The organism is Staphylococcus sp. 231237_7MaSpsaltlick (genome assembly GCF_043107035.1).
Genome location: NZ_JBICNX010000002.1, coordinates 10,331 through 28,448, shown reverse-complemented (window position 1 = coordinate 28,448; position 18,118 = coordinate 10,331). Strand labels below are relative to the sequence as shown.

Here is an 18,118-nt window from a genome sequence, read left to right as displayed (position 1 = left end):
TTATTTAGTAAAATCTAATTAAATTATTTATTGAAAGTTTTTGTTGTTAATTATCGAGATGTTTTAACAATTGATTGGAAATTCTTTTGATAAATAAAATTTTTCCCAAACAATGTAAGCGTTTTCTTTCGGAAGGAGTGAGTGGTATGAAAGCATTGATAGGTAAATTTTTTGAACTAATACCGCGTTTTATTATTAATTTTTTCATCTAGTTTGTCCTTTGTAAATGAGATGTGTTTTAAAATCATAAAAATTAGAGGTGTTGGATATGGAGAAGAAACGAAATAAATATAGTATACGTAAATTTGCTGTCGGCGCTTCTTCCATTTTAATTGGTTCATTATTATTTTTGAATATAGGAACTGTACAAGCTGCTGAAGAAAATAAGCAAAATGAAGCGGGCACACAAGTAGAAAGTAGTGGGAATCGTTTGGGAGATGATGAACATCAAAATTTAGTGAATGACAACACAAATACACCGGTTAATGATGATAAGACACAAATGAATGATGAAAAAGACAATCAAGCAACTCATACTAGCTTACATAAAGATCAACAAAACGCTGAAAATAAAGTTAACGATTCAAAAGGCAAAGTGAAAGAACAAGAAAAGACAGAAGTAGATCCAGAATTTAATGCGAGAGACAAAGAGAAAGAACAGGAAAAGACAGAAGTAGATCCAGAATTTAATGCGAGAGACAAAGAGAAAGAACAGGAAAAGACAGAAGTAAATCCAGAATTTAATGCGAAAGACAAAGAGAAAGAACAGGAAAAGACAGAAGTAGATCCAGAATTTAATGCGAAAGACAAAGAGAAAGAACAGGAAAAGACAGAAGTAGATCCAGAATTTAATGCGAAAGACAAAGAGAAAGAACAGGAAAAGGCAGAAATAGACCCAGAATTTAACGCGAAAGACAAAGTGAAAGAACAAGAAAAGACAGAAGTAGACCCAGAATTTAATGCGAAAGACAAAGAGAAAGAACAGGAAAAGACAGAAGTAGATCCAGAATTTAATGCGAAAGACAAAGAGAAAGAACAAGAAGAGTCAGAAGTAGATCCAGAATTTAATCCAGAAGATAAATTAAAGCAACAAGAAAATCATGTGAATTATAAAGACGCTAAACAAAACAAAGTGGTAGAAAACAATCAGACGCCATTAAATGAACCTGTTAAAAATGATGAAAATAAAAAAGAGGGAACATCGTTAGATAAATTACCAAATCAAACTGTGGATCATGATTCAGAACAAGATAATAAGGATAATCCTGACAAAGCATTAAATACATTGAAAGAAAATGCGGTAGCAACGCCGAAGAACCAAACGCAACAAAATGTAGAAAAAACGAATGAACAACCTAATAAAGCTGCAAAACAAGGGCAGTATAAAAATCAAGACCCAATCATTTTAGTTCATGGTTTCAATGGTTTTACTGATGATATTAACCCATCAGTATTAGCACATTATTGGGGTGGAGATAAATTAAATATTCGTCAAGATTTAGAAAGTAATGGTTATGAAACATACGAAGCGAGTATTGGTGCATTAAGTAGTAACTATGACCGTGCTGTAGAGCTTTATTACTATATCAAGGGCGGTACAGTAGATTATGGTGCAGCCCATGCCGAAAAATACGGTCACGAACGTTATGGTAAAACATATGAAGGTGTATATAAAGATTGGCAACCAGGTAAAAAAGTGCACTTAGTAGCTCATAGTATGGGCGGTCAAACAGTAAGGCAACTTGAGGAATTATTACGTAATGGTAACCCAGCAGAAATAGAATATCAAAAAGAACATGGCGGTAACATTTCTCCACTCTTCCAGGGAAAGCACGATAACATGGTGAATTCAATTACTACTATAGGTACGCCGCATAATGGTACACATGCTGCAGATGCATTAGGTAATGAGGCTCTTGTTAGACAATTAGCTTTTGATTATGCAAAATTCAAAGGTAATAAAAACTCAAAAGTAGACTTTGGATTTGGCCAATGGGGGCTTAAACAAAGAGAAGGAGAAACATATGCTCAGTATGTACAGCGTGTTCAAAATAGCGGGTTATGGAAAACAAAGGATAATGGTTTTTATGATTTGACTAGAGAAGGCGCCGCTAAATTAAATAAAAACACGTCGTTAAATCCTAACATTATCTACAAAACTTATACTGGAGAATCAACAAGACCTACTTTGCTTGGAAATCAAAAATCAGATATTAATATGTTTCTACCATTTACTATAACAGGTAATGTAATTGGTAAAGCTGCAGAAAAAGAGTGGCGTGAAAATGACGGATTAGTATCTATTATTTCATCACAACATCCATTTAATCAAGCCTTTACGGAAGCTACAAATGAAGTGAAAAAAGGTATATGGCAAGTGACTCCAATTAAACACGGTTGGGATCATGTTGATTTTGTTGGACAAGATTCTACTGATTCCAATCATCCTACTGAAGAGTTGCAACAGTTTTGGCATAATTTAGCAGCAGATTTAGTTCGTAACGAGCAATTTGATGCTTAAACAAAAATTGAATTTTAATAAGGGAGGTAATGTCATGACTGGAGATTTATTTGATTTATTAGGATCATTATTCCGTGTGATTAAAACATTGTTTTTCTAAAAATAAATTTAACAAAGTAATGATAATGTCTATAAGCAGGGGAGCAAGGCACTGAAATCAATTGGTAATTATTGATTTATGTCTAGCTCCTTTTTGCGTTTTAATTATAGGTCATATTAAAGTATATTAATTCATAATAGTTAGGAGTGATATAGTGATAAAATTTTCAAAGGGAACTTTAGAGTCGCTTAATGAAAAGATTATGAATGATTTATACTATTGGAAATATGAAGAAATTGAACAAAACGCTAAAAAGTGGAATGGTCCTTATATCAAGGAACCGCAAATAGATAAATCGTCATTTATTAACGAGCTAGAGAAAAACCGCTATATCTATTCAAATGTAGAAAGCACTTTAGCAATTATGATGAATGGCAATTTCATAGGTACTGTCGGTTCATATTGGATAGATAAAAATACTAATTGGTTAGAAATAGGTATTGTTATTTACAATAGTGATTATTGGGAAAGTAGTATTGGGACAGAAGTATTTCAACTATGGATTGATTATTTATTTAAGAAAGATTTTGTTCATAGGTTAGGAATCTCGACATGGTCAGGTAATAAAAGAATGATTAAGCTTGCTCAAAAAGTTGGTATGCAAGAAGAAGCTAGAATTAGACAAGCAAGAAGTGTTAATGGGCAATATTTTGACGCTGTTAAAATGGGTATATTAAAACTTGAATGGCGTGGTGTAGGAGAATAAATGTAGCATACATTATAAAAAATAAAATAAAAACGAGATCGAGACATTGACTGCCTCGATCTCTCAAATAATTTCTAGAAATTATTTACCTGTGAATAAACCAACGATTTTTTTGATGATATCAATGATAAAGCTCATGTAACTCACCTCGCTTTGTTTTGTTAAGTTTAATATAATACAATTGCGTTCAATTTTGTTTGATATTCCCTAAGTTGTGAAAAATCATTCGCCAACGGCTAAAAATAAAATAAATAAACAATTGCGCATTATAAAGTGTCTTTTTGTGAATAAATGCACATTATATAGAAAAAAGTCTTATTACAATGTATTAGAAAACACTTTGTAATAAGACCTTTTTGCTTATATTATAATGGTATTTAGTCTGTTATTGCGCCTTTTGACGCTGAAGAAACAAGTTTAGCATACTTAGCGAGTGTGCCTCTAGTCGCTTTTAGAGGTGGAACTTCCCAATTTTGATAGCGACGTTCAAGTTCTTCCTCTGAAACATCGAAACTAATTTCAAGTTTTTCTGCATCAATGGTAATTGTATCATTTTCTTCTAAGAGTGCCATTGGTCCACCAACTTGAGATTCAGGTGCAGCGTGACCAATCACTAGGCCGTGAGAACCTCCAGAAAATCTTCCATCTGTAAGTAATGCTACAGATTCGCCCAGTCCTTTTCCTACAAGGATAGAGGACGCAGATAGCATTTCGGGCATACCCGGCGCGCCTTTAGGCCCTGCATAGCGAATAACTACTACATCGCCAGGTTTGATTTCGTCATTTAGGATGGCTTTAGTTGCTTTCGTTTCTGAATCGAAAACGCGTGCAGGTCCTTTGATATAAGTGACACTAAGCCCAGAAATTTTTGCTACAGCACCTTCAGGAGCCAAGTTACCTTTTAAGATAACAAGTGGACCAGTTGCATGTTTAGGTTCTTCGAAATTTATGATTTCCTTATTATCAGTTAGGTCTGGTTGTTCAGCTAAATTTTCAGCTACTGTATGACCAGTTACGGTTAAGCAATCACCATGAATTAACCCTTTGTCATGTAGTAATTTCATAACAGCAGGGATGCCACCCACTTCGTCAAGGTGTGCCATCACATACTTACCACTTGGTCTAAGATCAGCAATATGAGGTACACGTTTACGAATTTTCTCAAAATCATCTAGTGTCAAATCTACCTCGATAGTATGTGCGATAGCAAGCAAGTGTAAAATAGCATTTGTTGAACCACCTAATGCCATTACAACAGTAATTGCGTTTTCGAAGGCTTCTTTAGTCATTATGTCTTTTGGATAAATGCCTTTTTCAAGTAATTTATAAACAGCTTTTCCTGCTGCTCTACTATCTTTAGATTTATTTGTAGAAACCGCAGGATGAGAAGCACTCCCTGGTAAACTCATACCCATCGCTTCAATTGCTGATGACATCGTGTTAGCGGTAAACATACCACCACATGCCCCAGCACCAGGACACGCAGAACATTCTACTTTATGTAATGCCTCTTTATCAATTTCTCCATTATTATATTGTCCAACGCCTTCGAATGCAGATACGGCATCTAAATCTTTGCCATCTAATTTTCCCGGTAAAATCGTTCCGCCATAAACGAATACAGCAGGTAAATTCAAGCGAGCAATTCCAATCATACAACCAGGCATGTTCTTATCACAGCCACCTATAGCTACAACCCCATCAAGGTTTTCGGCGCTAACAACTGTTTCTATGGAATCAGCAATAATTTCACGGCTAGGTAATGAAAAACGCATACCATCTGTCCCCATAGAGATACCGTCTGAAACTGTAATGGTATTAAAAATTAACGGCGAAGCACCTGCTTCACTAATGCCTTGTTTTGTTGCGCGTGCTAGACCATCAATATGCATGTTACATGGAGTAACTTCGCTCCAAGTACTGGCAACTCCAATCATTGGTTTTTGAAAATCTTCATCTTCAAATCCGAGTGCACGTAAATAAGCACGGTTTGGTGTTCTACTGACCCCTTCACTAATTACTTTACTACGTATACGTAAGTCTTGTGGATTCGTTTGTTGTTCTTGTTCTTTAGCCAAGTGATGACCCCCTAGATATATTATTTTATAATTTTAGAAAAATCAGAATTTTTAATAGTTAGTCATACGTCTATAATGAAAAACTTTAAGAACGTATAAAGTTGTGTTGATTTCTGATGTTATTTAAAAAGTATCGAAAGTATACATTATCTGTATATCCGAATAATGTCAAACTTATCATGCCCTATACATTTTGTCATCCCTGTATTTATTATTGCAAAAAATCAGGAATTAATCGATTTTTTAAAATCTAAAAATTGTTTTCAGTAATGTTATTGGATTAAAATGTATGTGTATTACAGGATAGTGTGGACGGAGGGAATTAAAATGACAGATTTCAGTCAATTAGAAAATTATTTAGAAGTTGAAACAGAAAAATATAAGCAAAATGATTTATTATCATTAAACCATTATATTCATCAATATGTTTCGCATGTTCCTTTTGAAAATATAAATGTTCAAAATAAGCAACCTATTGCATTAAATGATGAGGCTATGCTCCACAAAATTATTCAAGAACATAGGGGAGGTTTTTGTTATGAACAAAATCGTCTTTTCAAAAACTATTTGGTTGGAAAAGGTTTTGACGTCGAGTTGATATCCGCGACGATTAATACGGGAGATGGATGGGCAATGAGAGGGTCTCACATGGCGCTCAAGGTAACGATAAATCAACAAAACTATTTAGTAGATGTTGGGTACGCGGATGTACCTAAAGAGGCTATGCCTTTATCTGATCCTCAAGAAGTCATCAGTGATATAAATGGTTATTTCAAAGCTTCTTATATAGATACGCAAACCATTGAGATGTGTAAGTATAAGGATGGTGGATGGCAAATTCAATATCGAGCGATGGATGTACCTAAAACTATTTCAGACTTTGAAGCGGGTATTACCTATAACCAACACAATCCTAGTTCTATATTTGTGAAAAAATTAATAATAAGTAAAGCGACTGATACTGGCCGTATAACATTGTCTAATTCCCATCTAACTATTACAGAGCACGGTGAAAAAGTGAAGAAAACTGTGACAAGTGATAATTATTTGGCGATATTAGATGATTATTTTGGTATTGATAATATAAATATATTAACCTTTGAACGTTCCTAAATAAGTTGTATATTACAATTTTTATATTTTATGTTCTTGTTTGTAATCATAATGTCATCTAAATAATATATTAATGTACATTTTTACATTGTATAATAAAAGAGTGAGTATAGACACGAAGTGTAATAGAGATATATTAGGAGGTTTACATAAGTGCGTAAAAAAATTATTGCGACTGTAATAGGCACAAGTGCCATAGCAGCAGTTTCGTCAACAAACGCAGATGCCGCTACAACTTATAAAGTTAAGAGTGGTGACTCATTATGGTCAATAGCGAATAAATTTAATGTTTCAGTGGACAAATTGAAGTCATTGAATAATTTGACTTCAAATGTTATTTTCCCAAATCAATCATTGAAGGTGTCAGGAACATCAAGCTCCAATACAACTTCAAACACATCAACTGGGACGACATACACGGTTAAATCAGGAGACACACTATCAGGTATAGCTGCGAGATATGGAACGACATACCAAAAAATCATGAGTTTAAATGGTTTGTCGAATTTTAATATTTACCCTGGTCAAAAATTGAAAGTATCAGGTACGGCATCTACTGGTAGTTCGAATACTTCAGGAAATACAAGTAGTGGAAGTACAACAACATATACAGTTAAAAGTGGTGATTCATTATCAGCAATAGCTGCGAGATATGGAACGACATACCAAAAAATCATGAGCTTAAACGGTTTGTCGAATTTTAATATTTACCCTGGTCAAAAATTGAAAGTATCAGGTACGGCATCTACTGGCAGTTCTGGTTCAACGGGTTCTACAGGATCATCAGGCTACAAGTCACCTATATTCAATCATTCTAACTTATATGATTGGGGACAATGTACTTGGCATGTATTTAATAAACGTGCACAAATCGGTAAAGGTATCAGTACTTATTGGTGGAATGCCAATAATTGGGACACTGGTGCTGCAGCTGATGGTTATACTATTGATTATAATGCAACAGTAGGTTCTATTTTACAGTCTGATTTAGGGTATTATGGTCACGTTGCTTTTGTAGAATCAGTAAATTCGAACGGTAGCATCACTGTATCTGAAATGAATTATTCTGCTGCACCTGGTACTGTTACGTATAGAACAATTCCAGCGTCACAAGTTAAATCATATAAATATATTCACTAAATAAATATAGTAAAAGCTCGTACTACAGTTATATATTTCATACTGTAATACGAGCTTTTTATATGAGCATTTAAAATAAATTAGTATAATGCAAGACTTGCGAAATTGAAGTTACAAAATATTAATGAAAAGTGTAATGCTCTATTATACACTTTCTTTGCGTAAAGATTTAACTCGTTTTGCTGTTGTGAATAGCGTGCTTGCAAGTGTGAAAGTTGAAAATATTTTGGCGAATTTACGCGGTGATTTTAAAGCAGTATAGAAATCTAATACTGCGCCAACGCTAGTAATTGCCATACTAGCATAGATTAATTTTTTGTTTCTTGACTGATAGGCATACCAATTAAAACCTTCTACTGCAATACCTACAAAATTAACAGCATTTGAAATGCGATTGATCTTTGTTTTCTTAGCCATTTGGTTAAACCCTCCATTGTTAAAAATGCACTTTTATTTTAATATTATAACACTTTATAAACTTACGATTGGTGTTTAAGTGTCTAATGTCGCTTAAAATATAAGATGTATACAATATTGAAATATGATAACATAAGCGATATTCATATAAAAATAGTAAGATTGCTAATATTGGGGATGGAGTGATAAAAAATGATTAAATGTGTTTGTTTGGTGATTGAATCTAATGAGTATTTACTACTTGTTCAAGTTAGAAATAGAGAAAAATATTATTTTCCCGGTGGCAAGATAGATGAGAATGAATCACATACAGAAACATTAAAAAGAGAAATACAAGAAGAATTACAACTTGATTTACCAGAGTCTTCTTTTGTTTATCTTAAAACGGTTGTTGGAGAAGCATATCCTCAGAAAAACACACAAACAGAACTGAATTGCTACTATACAACAGAAAATATAAATTGGGATTCAATTGAACCAGACCAAGAAATTACAGATATGCAGTGGATACATAAATCAGAAAGCTATAAAATTGCACCAGCAGTTTTAACATGGATTGATGCGCAATCAAATCAACAGGAGACTATTAACGTTGTTCCTTACGAAGAAGTGCTTATTTCAGATATAAAGCAGTTCAATATTACAGCGGAAGATAGAAAGTTTACAAAAACCCCCGAAGAAAATATTACGCTCGCTACTAATGATGAGGAACGCCACCCGACATTGGTATATAATGCGAGGTCGGAATGCGTTGGTTTCTTTACATTGCATGAAGGGGATGGCGTTGCACCTTATTCAAACAATAAAAACGCGATATTTTTCAGATCATTTAGCATTGATTCGAATTATCGAGGTCATGGTTATGGTAAACAAGTCATTCAATCGTTACCAAACTATTTAAGGCAATATTTTCCTGATGTTAATGAAATCTATTTGACGGTAAATACGGATAATGAAGTAGCTCAAAAATTATATCAACAATGTCGCTATCAAAACGTAGGAACATCATTTTTAGAGGACCGACCTGTATATATTTTGAAGCAGAATTTATAAAAAGTGAATGTGTGCGTCACATAAATTAACACAGTGTGTTATTTTATGTGACGCATTTTTGCGATCCAATTTATTAGGGGGTATGATCTTCTACAAAGGAGTGAGTGCTATGAATATGAATGATACATTATTTTTATTTCTTTGTACGTTATTAGTGTGGTTGATGACCCCTGGATTGAGTTTGTTTTATGGAGGCTTAGTACAGTCTAAAAATGTTTTGAACACAGTTATGCAAAGTATGTCTGCTATCATAGTCGTGACATTCGCATGGGTAATACTCGGTTTTAGTTTGAGTTTCGGTTCAGGAAATACAATCTTAGGTGATTTTACATATTTGGGGTTACAACATGTTGGATTTGATACGCAAACGGAAATAGCTCCACATGTGCCACTGGGATTGTTTATGTTATTCCAAATGATGTTTTGTACAATTGCTGTTTCGATATTATCTGGTTCAATTGCAGAAAAAATGAAGTTTATACCTTATCTTATTTTTGTGCTTTTATGGGTGATTTTAGTATATAGCCCTGTAGCGCATTGGGTGTGGGGCGGCGGTTGGATTGACCAACTTGGTGCGATAGATTATGCCGGTGGGACAGTAGTACATATCACTTCCGGTGTTTCAGGACTAGTGTTAGCAGTGATGATAGGTGCAGGTAAAAACTTTGATAAACGACCACCGCATAATCTTATTATTTCATTAATAGGTGGCATATTCGTATGGATTGGTTGGTATGGGTTTAATGTAGGGAGTGCGTTAACATTTGATCATATCGCAATGACATCATTTATTAATACTGTGTTAGCAGCGAGCGCAGGCTCATTAGGTTGGTCGATTATAGAATATTGGATGAAAAAGACGACAAGTTTAATCGGTATGTTGTCTGGAATGCTAGCAGGTTTAGTAGCAATCACACCTGCAGCAGGGTTTGTTGATTATACAAGTGCTATATTAATTGCATTAATAGGTGGCGTATGTTGTTATTTTGCGATTAATTATATCAAAGTGAAATTAAAATATAATGATGCCTTAGATGCATTTGGAATCCATGGTATCGGGGGTGTTATCGGTGCGATATTAACGGGTGTATTCCAATCTCAAAAAGTTAATGATGGCATTTCAAATGGTTTGCTATTTGGCGGTAATATACAGGCGGTAATGGTTCAAATATTGGCAGTAGTCGTAACGATTATATTTAGTGGGTTAGTTACATATATTATTGCAAAAGTAATTGGTCTATTTAGCGAACTTGCTGCGGATAAAATTGAAGAAGAACAAGGTCTAGACTATGTAGTTCATGGGGAAAATGCATATTTCAGTGGCGAATTGAATAAATTGAATAGACGCTCTTAAGTTTTGGTTTTTACGATTGGGAAAGTGAGAGGCAAGTTTGAAAGTTTGTATATATTAAAAACCTATCGAGACATAGGCATAAGTGCATGTTCTAATCCCGATAGGTTCAAGTTATGATTGTTGATTATTTTGTGAGGATGAAATATTTTGTCTTTTTATTAAAATAGCAGTTAGCCAAGCTGTAATTGGAATGCTAATAGCAACGGCAATCCCGCCTAAAAGAATTGAAATAAATTCTTGTGCAAAAATTTTCGAATTAATTACATGGCCAAATGAATAATTAAGTTTGAAGAACCAGAAAAATAATGTCAGTTGGCCACCAAAATAAGCCAGATAAATGGTATTGGCTGAAGTTGCTAATATTTCTCTACCAACACGCATGCCAGAATGAAATAATTCTTTCTGAGTTAATTCGGGATTCGTTTCATTTAATTCGCACATTGGAGAACTTATGGTAATCGCTAAATCAATCACGGCTGCAATGACTGCTAACACAATTGTAAAGACCATGAATTTGATCATGTCGATACCAATATTCATTGAAAAAATATAAGTCTCGTCTTGTTCTTCTGTCGTAAAGCCTTGTAAATCACCGATTGAAACAGAAAGATAAATTGCCAAGATTAGTATCACTGTAGTTAAAATAGTCGCGTAAAACGCAGCTTTGGTTTTAGTGTTGTAACTATTTAATATAAATAAGTTACACGCTGCGATGATAATACAGAAGATAAGTGTCACGAGATAAATCGGTGCACCGAATATAATAATGACAATTGCGATCAAAAGAATGACAAAGTTCAAGAATAGCGTCATATAAGAGATAAGACCTTTTTTACCGCCGAATATAAGCATTAATACGAATAATATTAGTCCTAAAATTGTAATAGCGCTCATTGATTAGCACCTCTCATTCTAAACCATAGTTGCATCAATAAGATTGTTATTGGAATTGTTAGTACGATGCCAATACCCCCTGTGATTGCCCGGGAAATTTCAAGTGACCAATTCATAGAAATGGTATATGTAACTGTATTTGCATTTTTTAAGTAAATGAGTAGCATTGGTAAGCTGCCTGATAAATACGAAAAAAGTAAGATATTAGTCATAGTGCCCATGATATCTTGCCCAATATTGCGTCCAGCTATCGCCCAACGCGTCATGCTGATGTCTGGTGTACGGCGTAAGATTTCTGCCATACCACTTGCGATAGTTATAGCGACATCCATTACAGCTCCTAAGGTACCAATTAACACAGAAGCGAGAAATACTTCTTTAGGTGGCAAAGTTAAAAAGCTCATTGTTTCAAACTTTATACCGGAACCATCAGTGAAATGTATGACTAATTGCGTGATTCCGACGCAGATGAATGTCCCGAGTAATGTGCTGATGATTGTAACAAGTGTACGCCATTGCCATCCTGTAACCAATATTAAAGTTAGGATTGTTGAAATGAAAATGCCTATACTCATCAAACCGAACAAACTGATGCTAGGGTATTGATTATGAATATAAATGGCTAAGACGACGACTATTGTATTAATTACTAATGATAAAATAGATTGTAGACCGATTTTTCTACCTACTAGTAATACAGTTAATAAAAATAATCCTGTAATGGCAACGATTAGGCTATCGCGTTTCTTTTCCGTGATATATGCACTACTGAGTTTGTCATCAATATGTAGTAGGACTTTGTTATTAGTTGAATATGCTTCGCTGTCTGCTTGTGACTCAATATATTGATGTTGAATGGTAGTTGTTTTACCTTCGTATTTTCCGTTGAGTATTTTGATTGTTAACTGTTCTTTGTGTTTTGTATCTTTGTTATGATGTTCATCTGTGATTTGGGATGTAGATTTATTTTCAATACTGGTAATTTGACCTATAGGTATGTCATAAAACTTAGCGTTCATGAAAGTGAAAATAAAAACTCCTAAAAATATAATGCAAAAAACAAAGACAACCCAATTAAAAGGGCGCTTCAATATTTTTTTAGTTGAATTCAAGCTGACTCAATCCTCTCTATTTTTAGACAATGTGATTATACGCCCCAGTTTTATTGAATTCAAAGATTTATAGGTTGTAATTTTAACGCTAGGCTAATGGTAAGTCGCACTACGGCTTAATAATTGTTCAATAGTTGTAAGCATTAATTGTAAATCGTTTTTACGATTATCTGGGCGGACGACACTGCAAATTGTACGTCTCAGTTCTGTGTGTTCTAGCGAAACATCTACCCATTTTTGTGGGTTTTTATCTAGCAGATGATATGAAGGTGCGATGATATATCCACGTTCTTTATTAAGTAAATATTGTGCGATTTGTGTATGAGTAACTGTACGTATTGGAGTTTCGACTACTTTTTCCAATGTTTGCCTGATATTGGAAGGTAAGGCATAGAGCTCGTATATCATTTTGTTTGAAAATTGAATTAACGGTGGATTAGTTGCCATAGTAATTGGATCGTCTTTTGGAACGTAAATATGAAAATTCTCTTCGAATAAAGGGTTAATCTTTAATGAAGAATTCTGTTTGAGCGTTTGTGTTAACTCTGTAAACGCAATATCGATTTGATCAGTGAGTAAAGCATTGAGTATATCACTTTCTTCCATTAGAATGGGTTCTACTACTGAATCGCTTTTATTTTCAAAGGCCTGTATTAATAAAGTTAGCACTTGGGAAATATAGCTCTCAACATACCCGATGCGAATGATAAAATGATTCGACTCGGATTGGTTATGGAATAAGCGTATAGTTTCATCAAGTTGATCGATAATCTTAGTCGCTTCTGTAAATAAATGTTTACCTTCGTCGGTAAGGTGGATATTACGACCTTCTCTTTTAAATAATGTAACTTGTAATTCTTTTTCGAGTTGTGTGATTTGTCTACTGATAGCAGATTGCGCAATGTCTAATTCTAGTGCAGCCTCTGACAAATGCTCTCTTTTAGCTACTTCTATAAAATATTTTAATTGTTTGATTTCCATAGTTAATAACTCCTATTCCAAATCATTCTAATAATTAGAATGATATCATCTAATTTATATATTGAACAGATTAATCAACTGCTATATAGTTTACTTACTTAATTCAATATTCAGAATTTTCGTAAAAGAGGTGAGGGTCATGCTTGAATATGGTGAAAAAGTAGGCTTATATGATGGGCGCGAAGAACATGATGCGTGTGGTATAGGGTTTTATGCCAATATGGATAATCAGAGAAATCACGAGATTGTAGAAAAGTCATTAGAAATGTTATGTAGGTTAGATCATCGCGGAGGAATCGGCTCAGATGGTATTACTGGCGATGGTGCCGGTATTATGACGGAAGTACCATATGAATATTTTGCAACAAAAGTTGATTTTGATTTACCGGCTGAAGGTAAATACGCAGTTGGAATGTTTTTTACTAATGAGAAGATAGCTGGATCTCAACATGAAACACAATTTAATGCCCACTTTGAAGCAGAAGGTTTAAGCGTCATTGGTTATAGAGATGTTCCTGTAGATACGAATGCAATTGCATCACACGTAGTTGAAACGATGCCACATATACAACAAGTGTTCGTTGCGTTAAATGATGTTTCACACATAGAAAGAAAATTATTTTTAGCGCGTAAACAAATTGAAAATTACGCTAATCAACAGCGTTTGAATTTATATTTTACAAGCTTATCGCATAGAACAATTGTGTATAAAGGTTGGCTACGCTCAGACCAAATTAAAGCTTTATATCAAGATTTAAATCATAAAACTTATGTTTCAAAGTTAGGACTTGTACATTCGCGTTTTAGTACAAATACTTTTCCAAGTTGGAAACGTGCACATCCTAATAGATTGCTCATGCATAATGGTGAGATTAACACTATAAAAGGTAATGTGAACTGGATGAGAGCAAGACAAAATGATTTAATAGCAACAATATTTGGTGATGATAAAGATAAGGTTAAAGAAATTGTAGATGAAGATGGTAGTGACTCTGCCATTGTAGATAATGCATTAGAATTTTTATCATTAGCTATGGAACCTGAGAGAGCTGCAATGCTGATGATACCGGAACCTTGGTTATACAATAAAGCTAATGATGCTAATGTTCGTTCATTCTATGAGTTTTATAGTTATTTGATGGAACCGTGGGACGGTCCTACAATGATTTCCTTTTGTAATGGAGATAAGATAGGGGCGTTAACGGATAGAAATGGTTTGAGACCAGGGCGCTATACAATTACGAAAGATAATTATATCGTATTCTCCTCGGAGGTCGGTGTGGTAGATGTACCAGAAGATAATGTAGCGTTTAAAGGTCAATTAAACCCAGGGAAGTTATTGCTAGTCGATTTTAAACAAAACAAAGTAATAGAAAATAACGAATTGAAAGCCCGTATTGCAGATGAACATCCATATGAAAGTTGGTTGAATCAATTCAAGGTAGATTTAGGTTTAGCTAAAGTATCGTATAAAAATTCTGAATGGAGCGATGAAAGTTTAACACGTTTACAAAAACAGTTCGTTTATACAAAAGAAGAAATGGATAAATATCTGACGGAAATTGTCGAAAATAAGAAAGATCCAATCGGTGCAATGGGTTACGATGTTCCAATTGCGGCTTTAAATGAAAAGCATGAAACACTATTTAATTATTTCAAACAATTGTTTGCGCAAGTCACGAACCCGCCTATCGATGCTTACCGTGAAAAAATAGTTACAAGTGAACTATCTTATTTAGGTAGCGAAGGAAATTTATTGAATCCGAATGAAGACGTGTTGAATCGTATTCAATTAGCACGACCAGTGTTAACAGAAGCGCAATTAGAAGTTATTGAGCAGAGTAGATTTAGTGTTATGCATTTATCTACGGTTTATCAAAATAATTTAGAGGAAGCTTTAGATGAATTAGGAGATAAAGCGATTCAAGCTGTTGAAAAAGGAAAGGAAATCCTCGTATTAGATGATCGTGAATTAGTGAGTACAAATGATGGTTACGCTATGCCGATGCTGTTAGCAGTGAGTCATATACATCAGTTGTTAATTAGAGAAGGGTTACGCATGCGTACGAGTATAGTAGCTTTATCGGGAGAAACAAGAGAAGTGCATCATGTTGCTTGTTTGTTAGGATATGGTGCAAACGCAATAGTACCTTATTTAGCACAACGTACAATTGAACAGTTGGTACGAAACCAACGTTTAGAAGGGGATATTTCTGAAAATGTTCAAACATATACGGATACACTATCTGAAGGCGTAATAAAAGTTATGGCTAAAATGGGGATTTCTACTGTTCAAAGTTATCAAGGGGCACAAATTTTTGAAGCAGTAGGATTATCTTCTGAAGTTGTTGAAAAATATTTTACGGGTACGCAAACTAAGCTTTCAGGTATATCTATAAATATGATAGATGAAGAAAATAAAGCAAGACAAACACCTATAAATAAATATATAGAATCAGGAAGTACATTCCAATGGCGTAAACAAGGTCAACATCACACCTTTAATCCGACATCTATTCATTTGTTGCAACATGCATGTAGATTAAATGATTATGAAAAATTTAAAACATTTTCACATGAAGTTAATCACAAACGTACCGATCATGTTCGCCATTTGATGGAATTTAAAAAGCAAGAAGCTATTGATATTAGTGAGGTTGAGCCTGCAAGTTCTATTGTTCAACGTTTCAATACAGGTGCGATGAGTTATGGTTCTATTTCTGAAGAAGCGCATCAAACATTAGCTGAAGCGATGAATCAAATGGGCGGTAAAAGTAATAGCGGTGAAGGTGGAGAAAATCCAGAACGTTATATTGTCGATGAAGAAGGACGAAACCGTTCTAGTGCAATCAAACAAGTTGCATCCGGTCGTTTTGGTGTGACGAGCGATTACTTACAACACGCTAAAGAAATTCAGATTAAAGTTGCGCAAGGCGCTAAACCAGGGGAAGGCGGACAATTACCAGGTACTAAAGTATATCCATGGATAGCTGAAGTAAGGGGTTCAACACCAGGTATAGGTTTAATATCACCGCCGCCGCATCACGATATTTATTCAATAGAAGATTTAGCACAATTAATACACGATTTAAAAAATGCAAATAAAGATGCAAACATTACGGTGAAACTTGTTTCCAAAACTGGTGTAGGTACAATTGCAGCTGGGGTTGCTAAAGCATACGCTGATAAGATTGTTATTAGTGGTTATGACGGTGGTACAGGTGCTTCACCTAAAACGAGTATTCAACATGCAGGTGTGCCATGGGAAATTGGTCTAGCAGAAACGCATCAAACTTTAATGATGAATGGTTTGAGATCAAGAGTGAAAGTAGAAACCGATGGAAAGTTACTTACAGGTAAAGATGTTGCTTATGCATGTGCGTTAGGCGCTGAGGAATTTGGCTTCGCGACAGCGCCATTAGTAGTACTTGGATGTATTATGATGCGTGTGTGTCATAAGGATACTTGTCCAGTAGGTATCGCTACCCAGAATCAAGATTTGAGAGCGCTATTTAATGGTAAAGCTGATCATGTAGTCAACTTCATGCACTTCGTTGCTGAAGAATTGCGTGAAATACTAGCTGAACTTGGGTTGAGAACTGTAGATGAACTTGTAGGTAGAACTGATTTATTAACACGTAAAGATAATCTAGCTAGCAGCCGTCCTAAAGCTGCATCGATGAATATTGAAGCGTTATTATATCAACATGAAGGTGAAAGATTTAAAAAAATAGAACAAAATCATCATCTCGATGAAGGTTTTGATTTAACAGCATTTTACCCAGATGCTAAAGCTGCCATTGAAAACGGCCAATCATTTAGTGGGCGATATCAATTAAAAAATGAACAACGCGATGTCGGTGTTATTACTGGTAGTGCGATTACAAGAGTGCATGGGAAGGGCGGGTTACCAGAAGATTCAATTTACGCTGAGACTATTGGTCACGCAGGACAAAGCTTAGGGGCTTATACACCAAGTGGTTTAACAATTCACCACACGGGAGATGCTAATGATTACGTAGGTAAAGGCTTATCTGGTGGTAAAGTAATCGTTAAAGCGCCGAACCAGCAACGTGAAAACGAAATTATCGTGGGTAATGTTTGTTTTTATGGTGCTTCACATGGTAAAGCTTTTATAAGTGGTAAAGCTGGTGAACGTTTCTGTATTAGAAATAGTGGTGTGCAAGTAGTTGTTGAAGGTATTGGTGATCATGGTCTTGAATATATGACTGGTGGTAGAGTTGTGGTGTTAGGTGATGTAGGTAAAAACTTTGGCCAAGGTATGAGTGGGGGTGTGAGTTACATTTTCCCATCTAATATAGAACAATTTAAATCAGAAAATAAATTAGATAGTTTGGATTTCGACTTCATTACTGTAGAAGAAGAATATGATGTTTTGAAAACTATGTTAGAAGAACATGTGAAGTATACAAATAGTACGAAGGCGAAAAACATTTTGGCTAACTTTGAGTACGTTGCAGATAAAGTTGTTAAAGTTATTCCTAAGGATTACAAGCTAATGATGCAAAAGATCGACTTACAAAAGAAAAATTCAACAGAACTTGATCAAGCTTTATTAAACGCTTTTAATGATAAGCGCACTTATATAGAACCAGAGCAACGATTGACTGCCGTATATTAATTGTAGA

12 protein-coding genes are annotated in these 18,118 nt (G+C 34.7%); 7 read left to right on the top strand and 5 right to left on the bottom strand.

The genetic code is table 11. From position 1 onward, the window contains the following. The first annotated feature begins 268 nt into the window (after positions 1 to 268). The gene (lip, locus tag ACF91D_RS03310) at positions 269 to 2,521 is read left to right on the top strand and encodes a YSIRK-targeted triacylglycerol lipase (RefSeq protein ID WP_327620919.1); all 2,253 of its coding nucleotides are present in this window, start codon (positions 269 to 271) and stop codon (positions 2,519 to 2,521) included. Between the two features lie 254 nt (positions 2,522 to 2,775). Then, positions 2,776 to 3,327 carry a GNAT family N-acetyltransferase gene (locus ACF91D_RS03305; RefSeq protein WP_039068500.1) on the top strand — a complete coding sequence of 184 codons (552 nt, stop codon included), beginning with the start codon at positions 2,776 to 2,778 and terminating at the stop codon, positions 3,325 to 3,327. Between the two features lie 377 nt (positions 3,328 to 3,704). Here the strand turns inward: ACF91D_RS03305 and ilvD are convergent, their stop codons facing one another. Continuing rightward, positions 3,705 to 5,405 (bottom strand): dihydroxy-acid dehydratase, encoded by a 1,701-nt coding sequence (ilvD, locus tag ACF91D_RS03300; RefSeq protein WP_039068502.1) that lies wholly within the window; start codon positions 5,403 to 5,405, stop codon positions 3,705 to 3,707. A 327-nt stretch (positions 5,406 to 5,732) separates the two neighbouring features. Here ilvD and ACF91D_RS03295 point away from each other — a divergent pair, with 327 nt between their 5' ends. Beyond that, entirely contained in the window at positions 5,733 to 6,518 is a 786-nt protein-coding gene (locus ACF91D_RS03295; protein WP_327620917.1) for an arylamine N-acetyltransferase family protein, read from the top strand. Positions 6,519 to 6,671: 153 nt separating this feature from the next. Further along, a complete protein-coding gene (locus tag ACF91D_RS03290) occupies positions 6,672 to 7,658 on the top strand; it encodes a LysM peptidoglycan-binding domain-containing protein (protein ID WP_101050881.1) in 987 nt (328 codons plus the stop codon). Positions 7,659 to 7,802: 144 nt separating this feature from the next. Here the strand turns inward: ACF91D_RS03290 and ACF91D_RS03285 are convergent, their stop codons facing one another. Continuing rightward, positions 7,803 to 8,075 (bottom strand): hypothetical protein, encoded by a 273-nt coding sequence (locus ACF91D_RS03285; protein WP_208181639.1) that lies wholly within the window; start codon positions 8,073 to 8,075, stop codon positions 7,803 to 7,805. 192 nt (positions 8,076 to 8,267) lie between these two features. Here ACF91D_RS03285 and ACF91D_RS03280 point away from each other — a divergent pair, with 192 nt between their 5' ends. Together ACF91D_RS03280 and ACF91D_RS03275 are read left to right on the top strand one after the other, a co-directional pair. Beyond that, the gene (locus ACF91D_RS03280; RefSeq protein ID WP_327620916.1) at positions 8,268 to 9,128 is read left to right on the top strand and encodes a GNAT family N-acetyltransferase; all 861 of its coding nucleotides are present in this window, start codon (positions 8,268 to 8,270) and stop codon (positions 9,126 to 9,128) included. Between the two features lie 109 nt (positions 9,129 to 9,237). Further along, on the top strand, positions 9,238 to 10,482 hold the full coding sequence (locus tag ACF91D_RS03275; RefSeq protein ID WP_327620915.1) for an ammonium transporter: 1,245 nt from the start codon (positions 9,238 to 9,240) through the stop codon (positions 10,480 to 10,482). A 111-nt stretch (positions 10,483 to 10,593) separates the two neighbouring features. On the opposite strand, the gene ACF91D_RS03270 is transcribed toward ACF91D_RS03275, so the two are convergent. From ACF91D_RS03270 to gltC, 3 genes are all read right to left on the bottom strand, one after another. Next, positions 10,594 to 11,376: a YibE/F family protein gene (locus ACF91D_RS03270; protein WP_039068509.1), complete on the bottom strand. Its 783-nt coding sequence runs from the start codon at positions 11,374 to 11,376 to the stop codon at positions 10,594 to 10,596. Further along, positions 11,373 to 12,488: a YibE/F family protein gene (locus ACF91D_RS03265; protein WP_039068510.1), complete on the bottom strand. Its 1,116-nt coding sequence runs from the start codon at positions 12,486 to 12,488 to the stop codon at positions 11,373 to 11,375. The genes ACF91D_RS03270 and ACF91D_RS03265 overlap by 4 nt, the downstream gene beginning before the upstream one ends. A gap of 93 nt (positions 12,489 to 12,581) precedes the next feature. Further along, positions 12,582 to 13,469, bottom strand: a complete 888-nt coding sequence (gene gltC, locus ACF91D_RS03260) for a glutamate biosynthesis transcriptional regulator GltC (RefSeq protein WP_039068511.1) — start codon at positions 13,467 to 13,469, stop codon at positions 12,582 to 12,584. A gap of 139 nt (positions 13,470 to 13,608) precedes the next feature. Here gltC and gltB point away from each other — a divergent pair, with 139 nt between their 5' ends. Continuing rightward, a complete protein-coding gene (gltB, locus tag ACF91D_RS03255) occupies positions 13,609 to 18,111 on the top strand; it encodes a glutamate synthase large subunit (protein ID WP_327620914.1) in 4,503 nt (1,500 codons plus the stop codon). The last annotated feature ends 7 nt before the right edge of the window (positions 18,112 to 18,118 follow it).

Excerpts from the sequence above, each read along its gene's own strand:
- ACF91D_RS03285 (WP_208181639.1), bottom strand. The coding sequence starts at position 8,075 with ATGGCTAAGAAAACAAAGATCAATCGCATTTCAAATGCTGTTAATTTT.
- ACF91D_RS03295 (WP_327620917.1), top strand. The coding sequence starts at position 5,733 with ATGACAGATTTCAGTCAATTAGAAAATTATTTAGAAGTTGAAACAGAA.
- lip (WP_327620919.1), top strand. The coding sequence starts at position 269 with ATGGAGAAGAAACGAAATAAATATAGTATACGTAAATTTGCTGTCGGC.
- gltB (WP_327620914.1), top strand. The coding sequence starts at position 13,609 with ATGCTTGAATATGGTGAAAAAGTAGGCTTATATGATGGGCGCGAAGAA.
- ACF91D_RS03270 (WP_039068509.1), bottom strand. The coding sequence starts at position 11,376 with ATGAGCGCTATTACAATTTTAGGACTAATATTATTCGTATTAATGCTT.
- ACF91D_RS03275 (WP_327620915.1), top strand. The coding sequence starts at position 9,238 with ATGAATATGAATGATACATTATTTTTATTTCTTTGTACGTTATTAGTG.
- gltC (WP_039068511.1), bottom strand. The coding sequence starts at position 13,469 with ATGGAAATCAAACAATTAAAATATTTTATAGAAGTAGCTAAAAGAGAG.
- ACF91D_RS03280 (WP_327620916.1), top strand. The coding sequence starts at position 8,268 with ATGATTAAATGTGTTTGTTTGGTGATTGAATCTAATGAGTATTTACTA.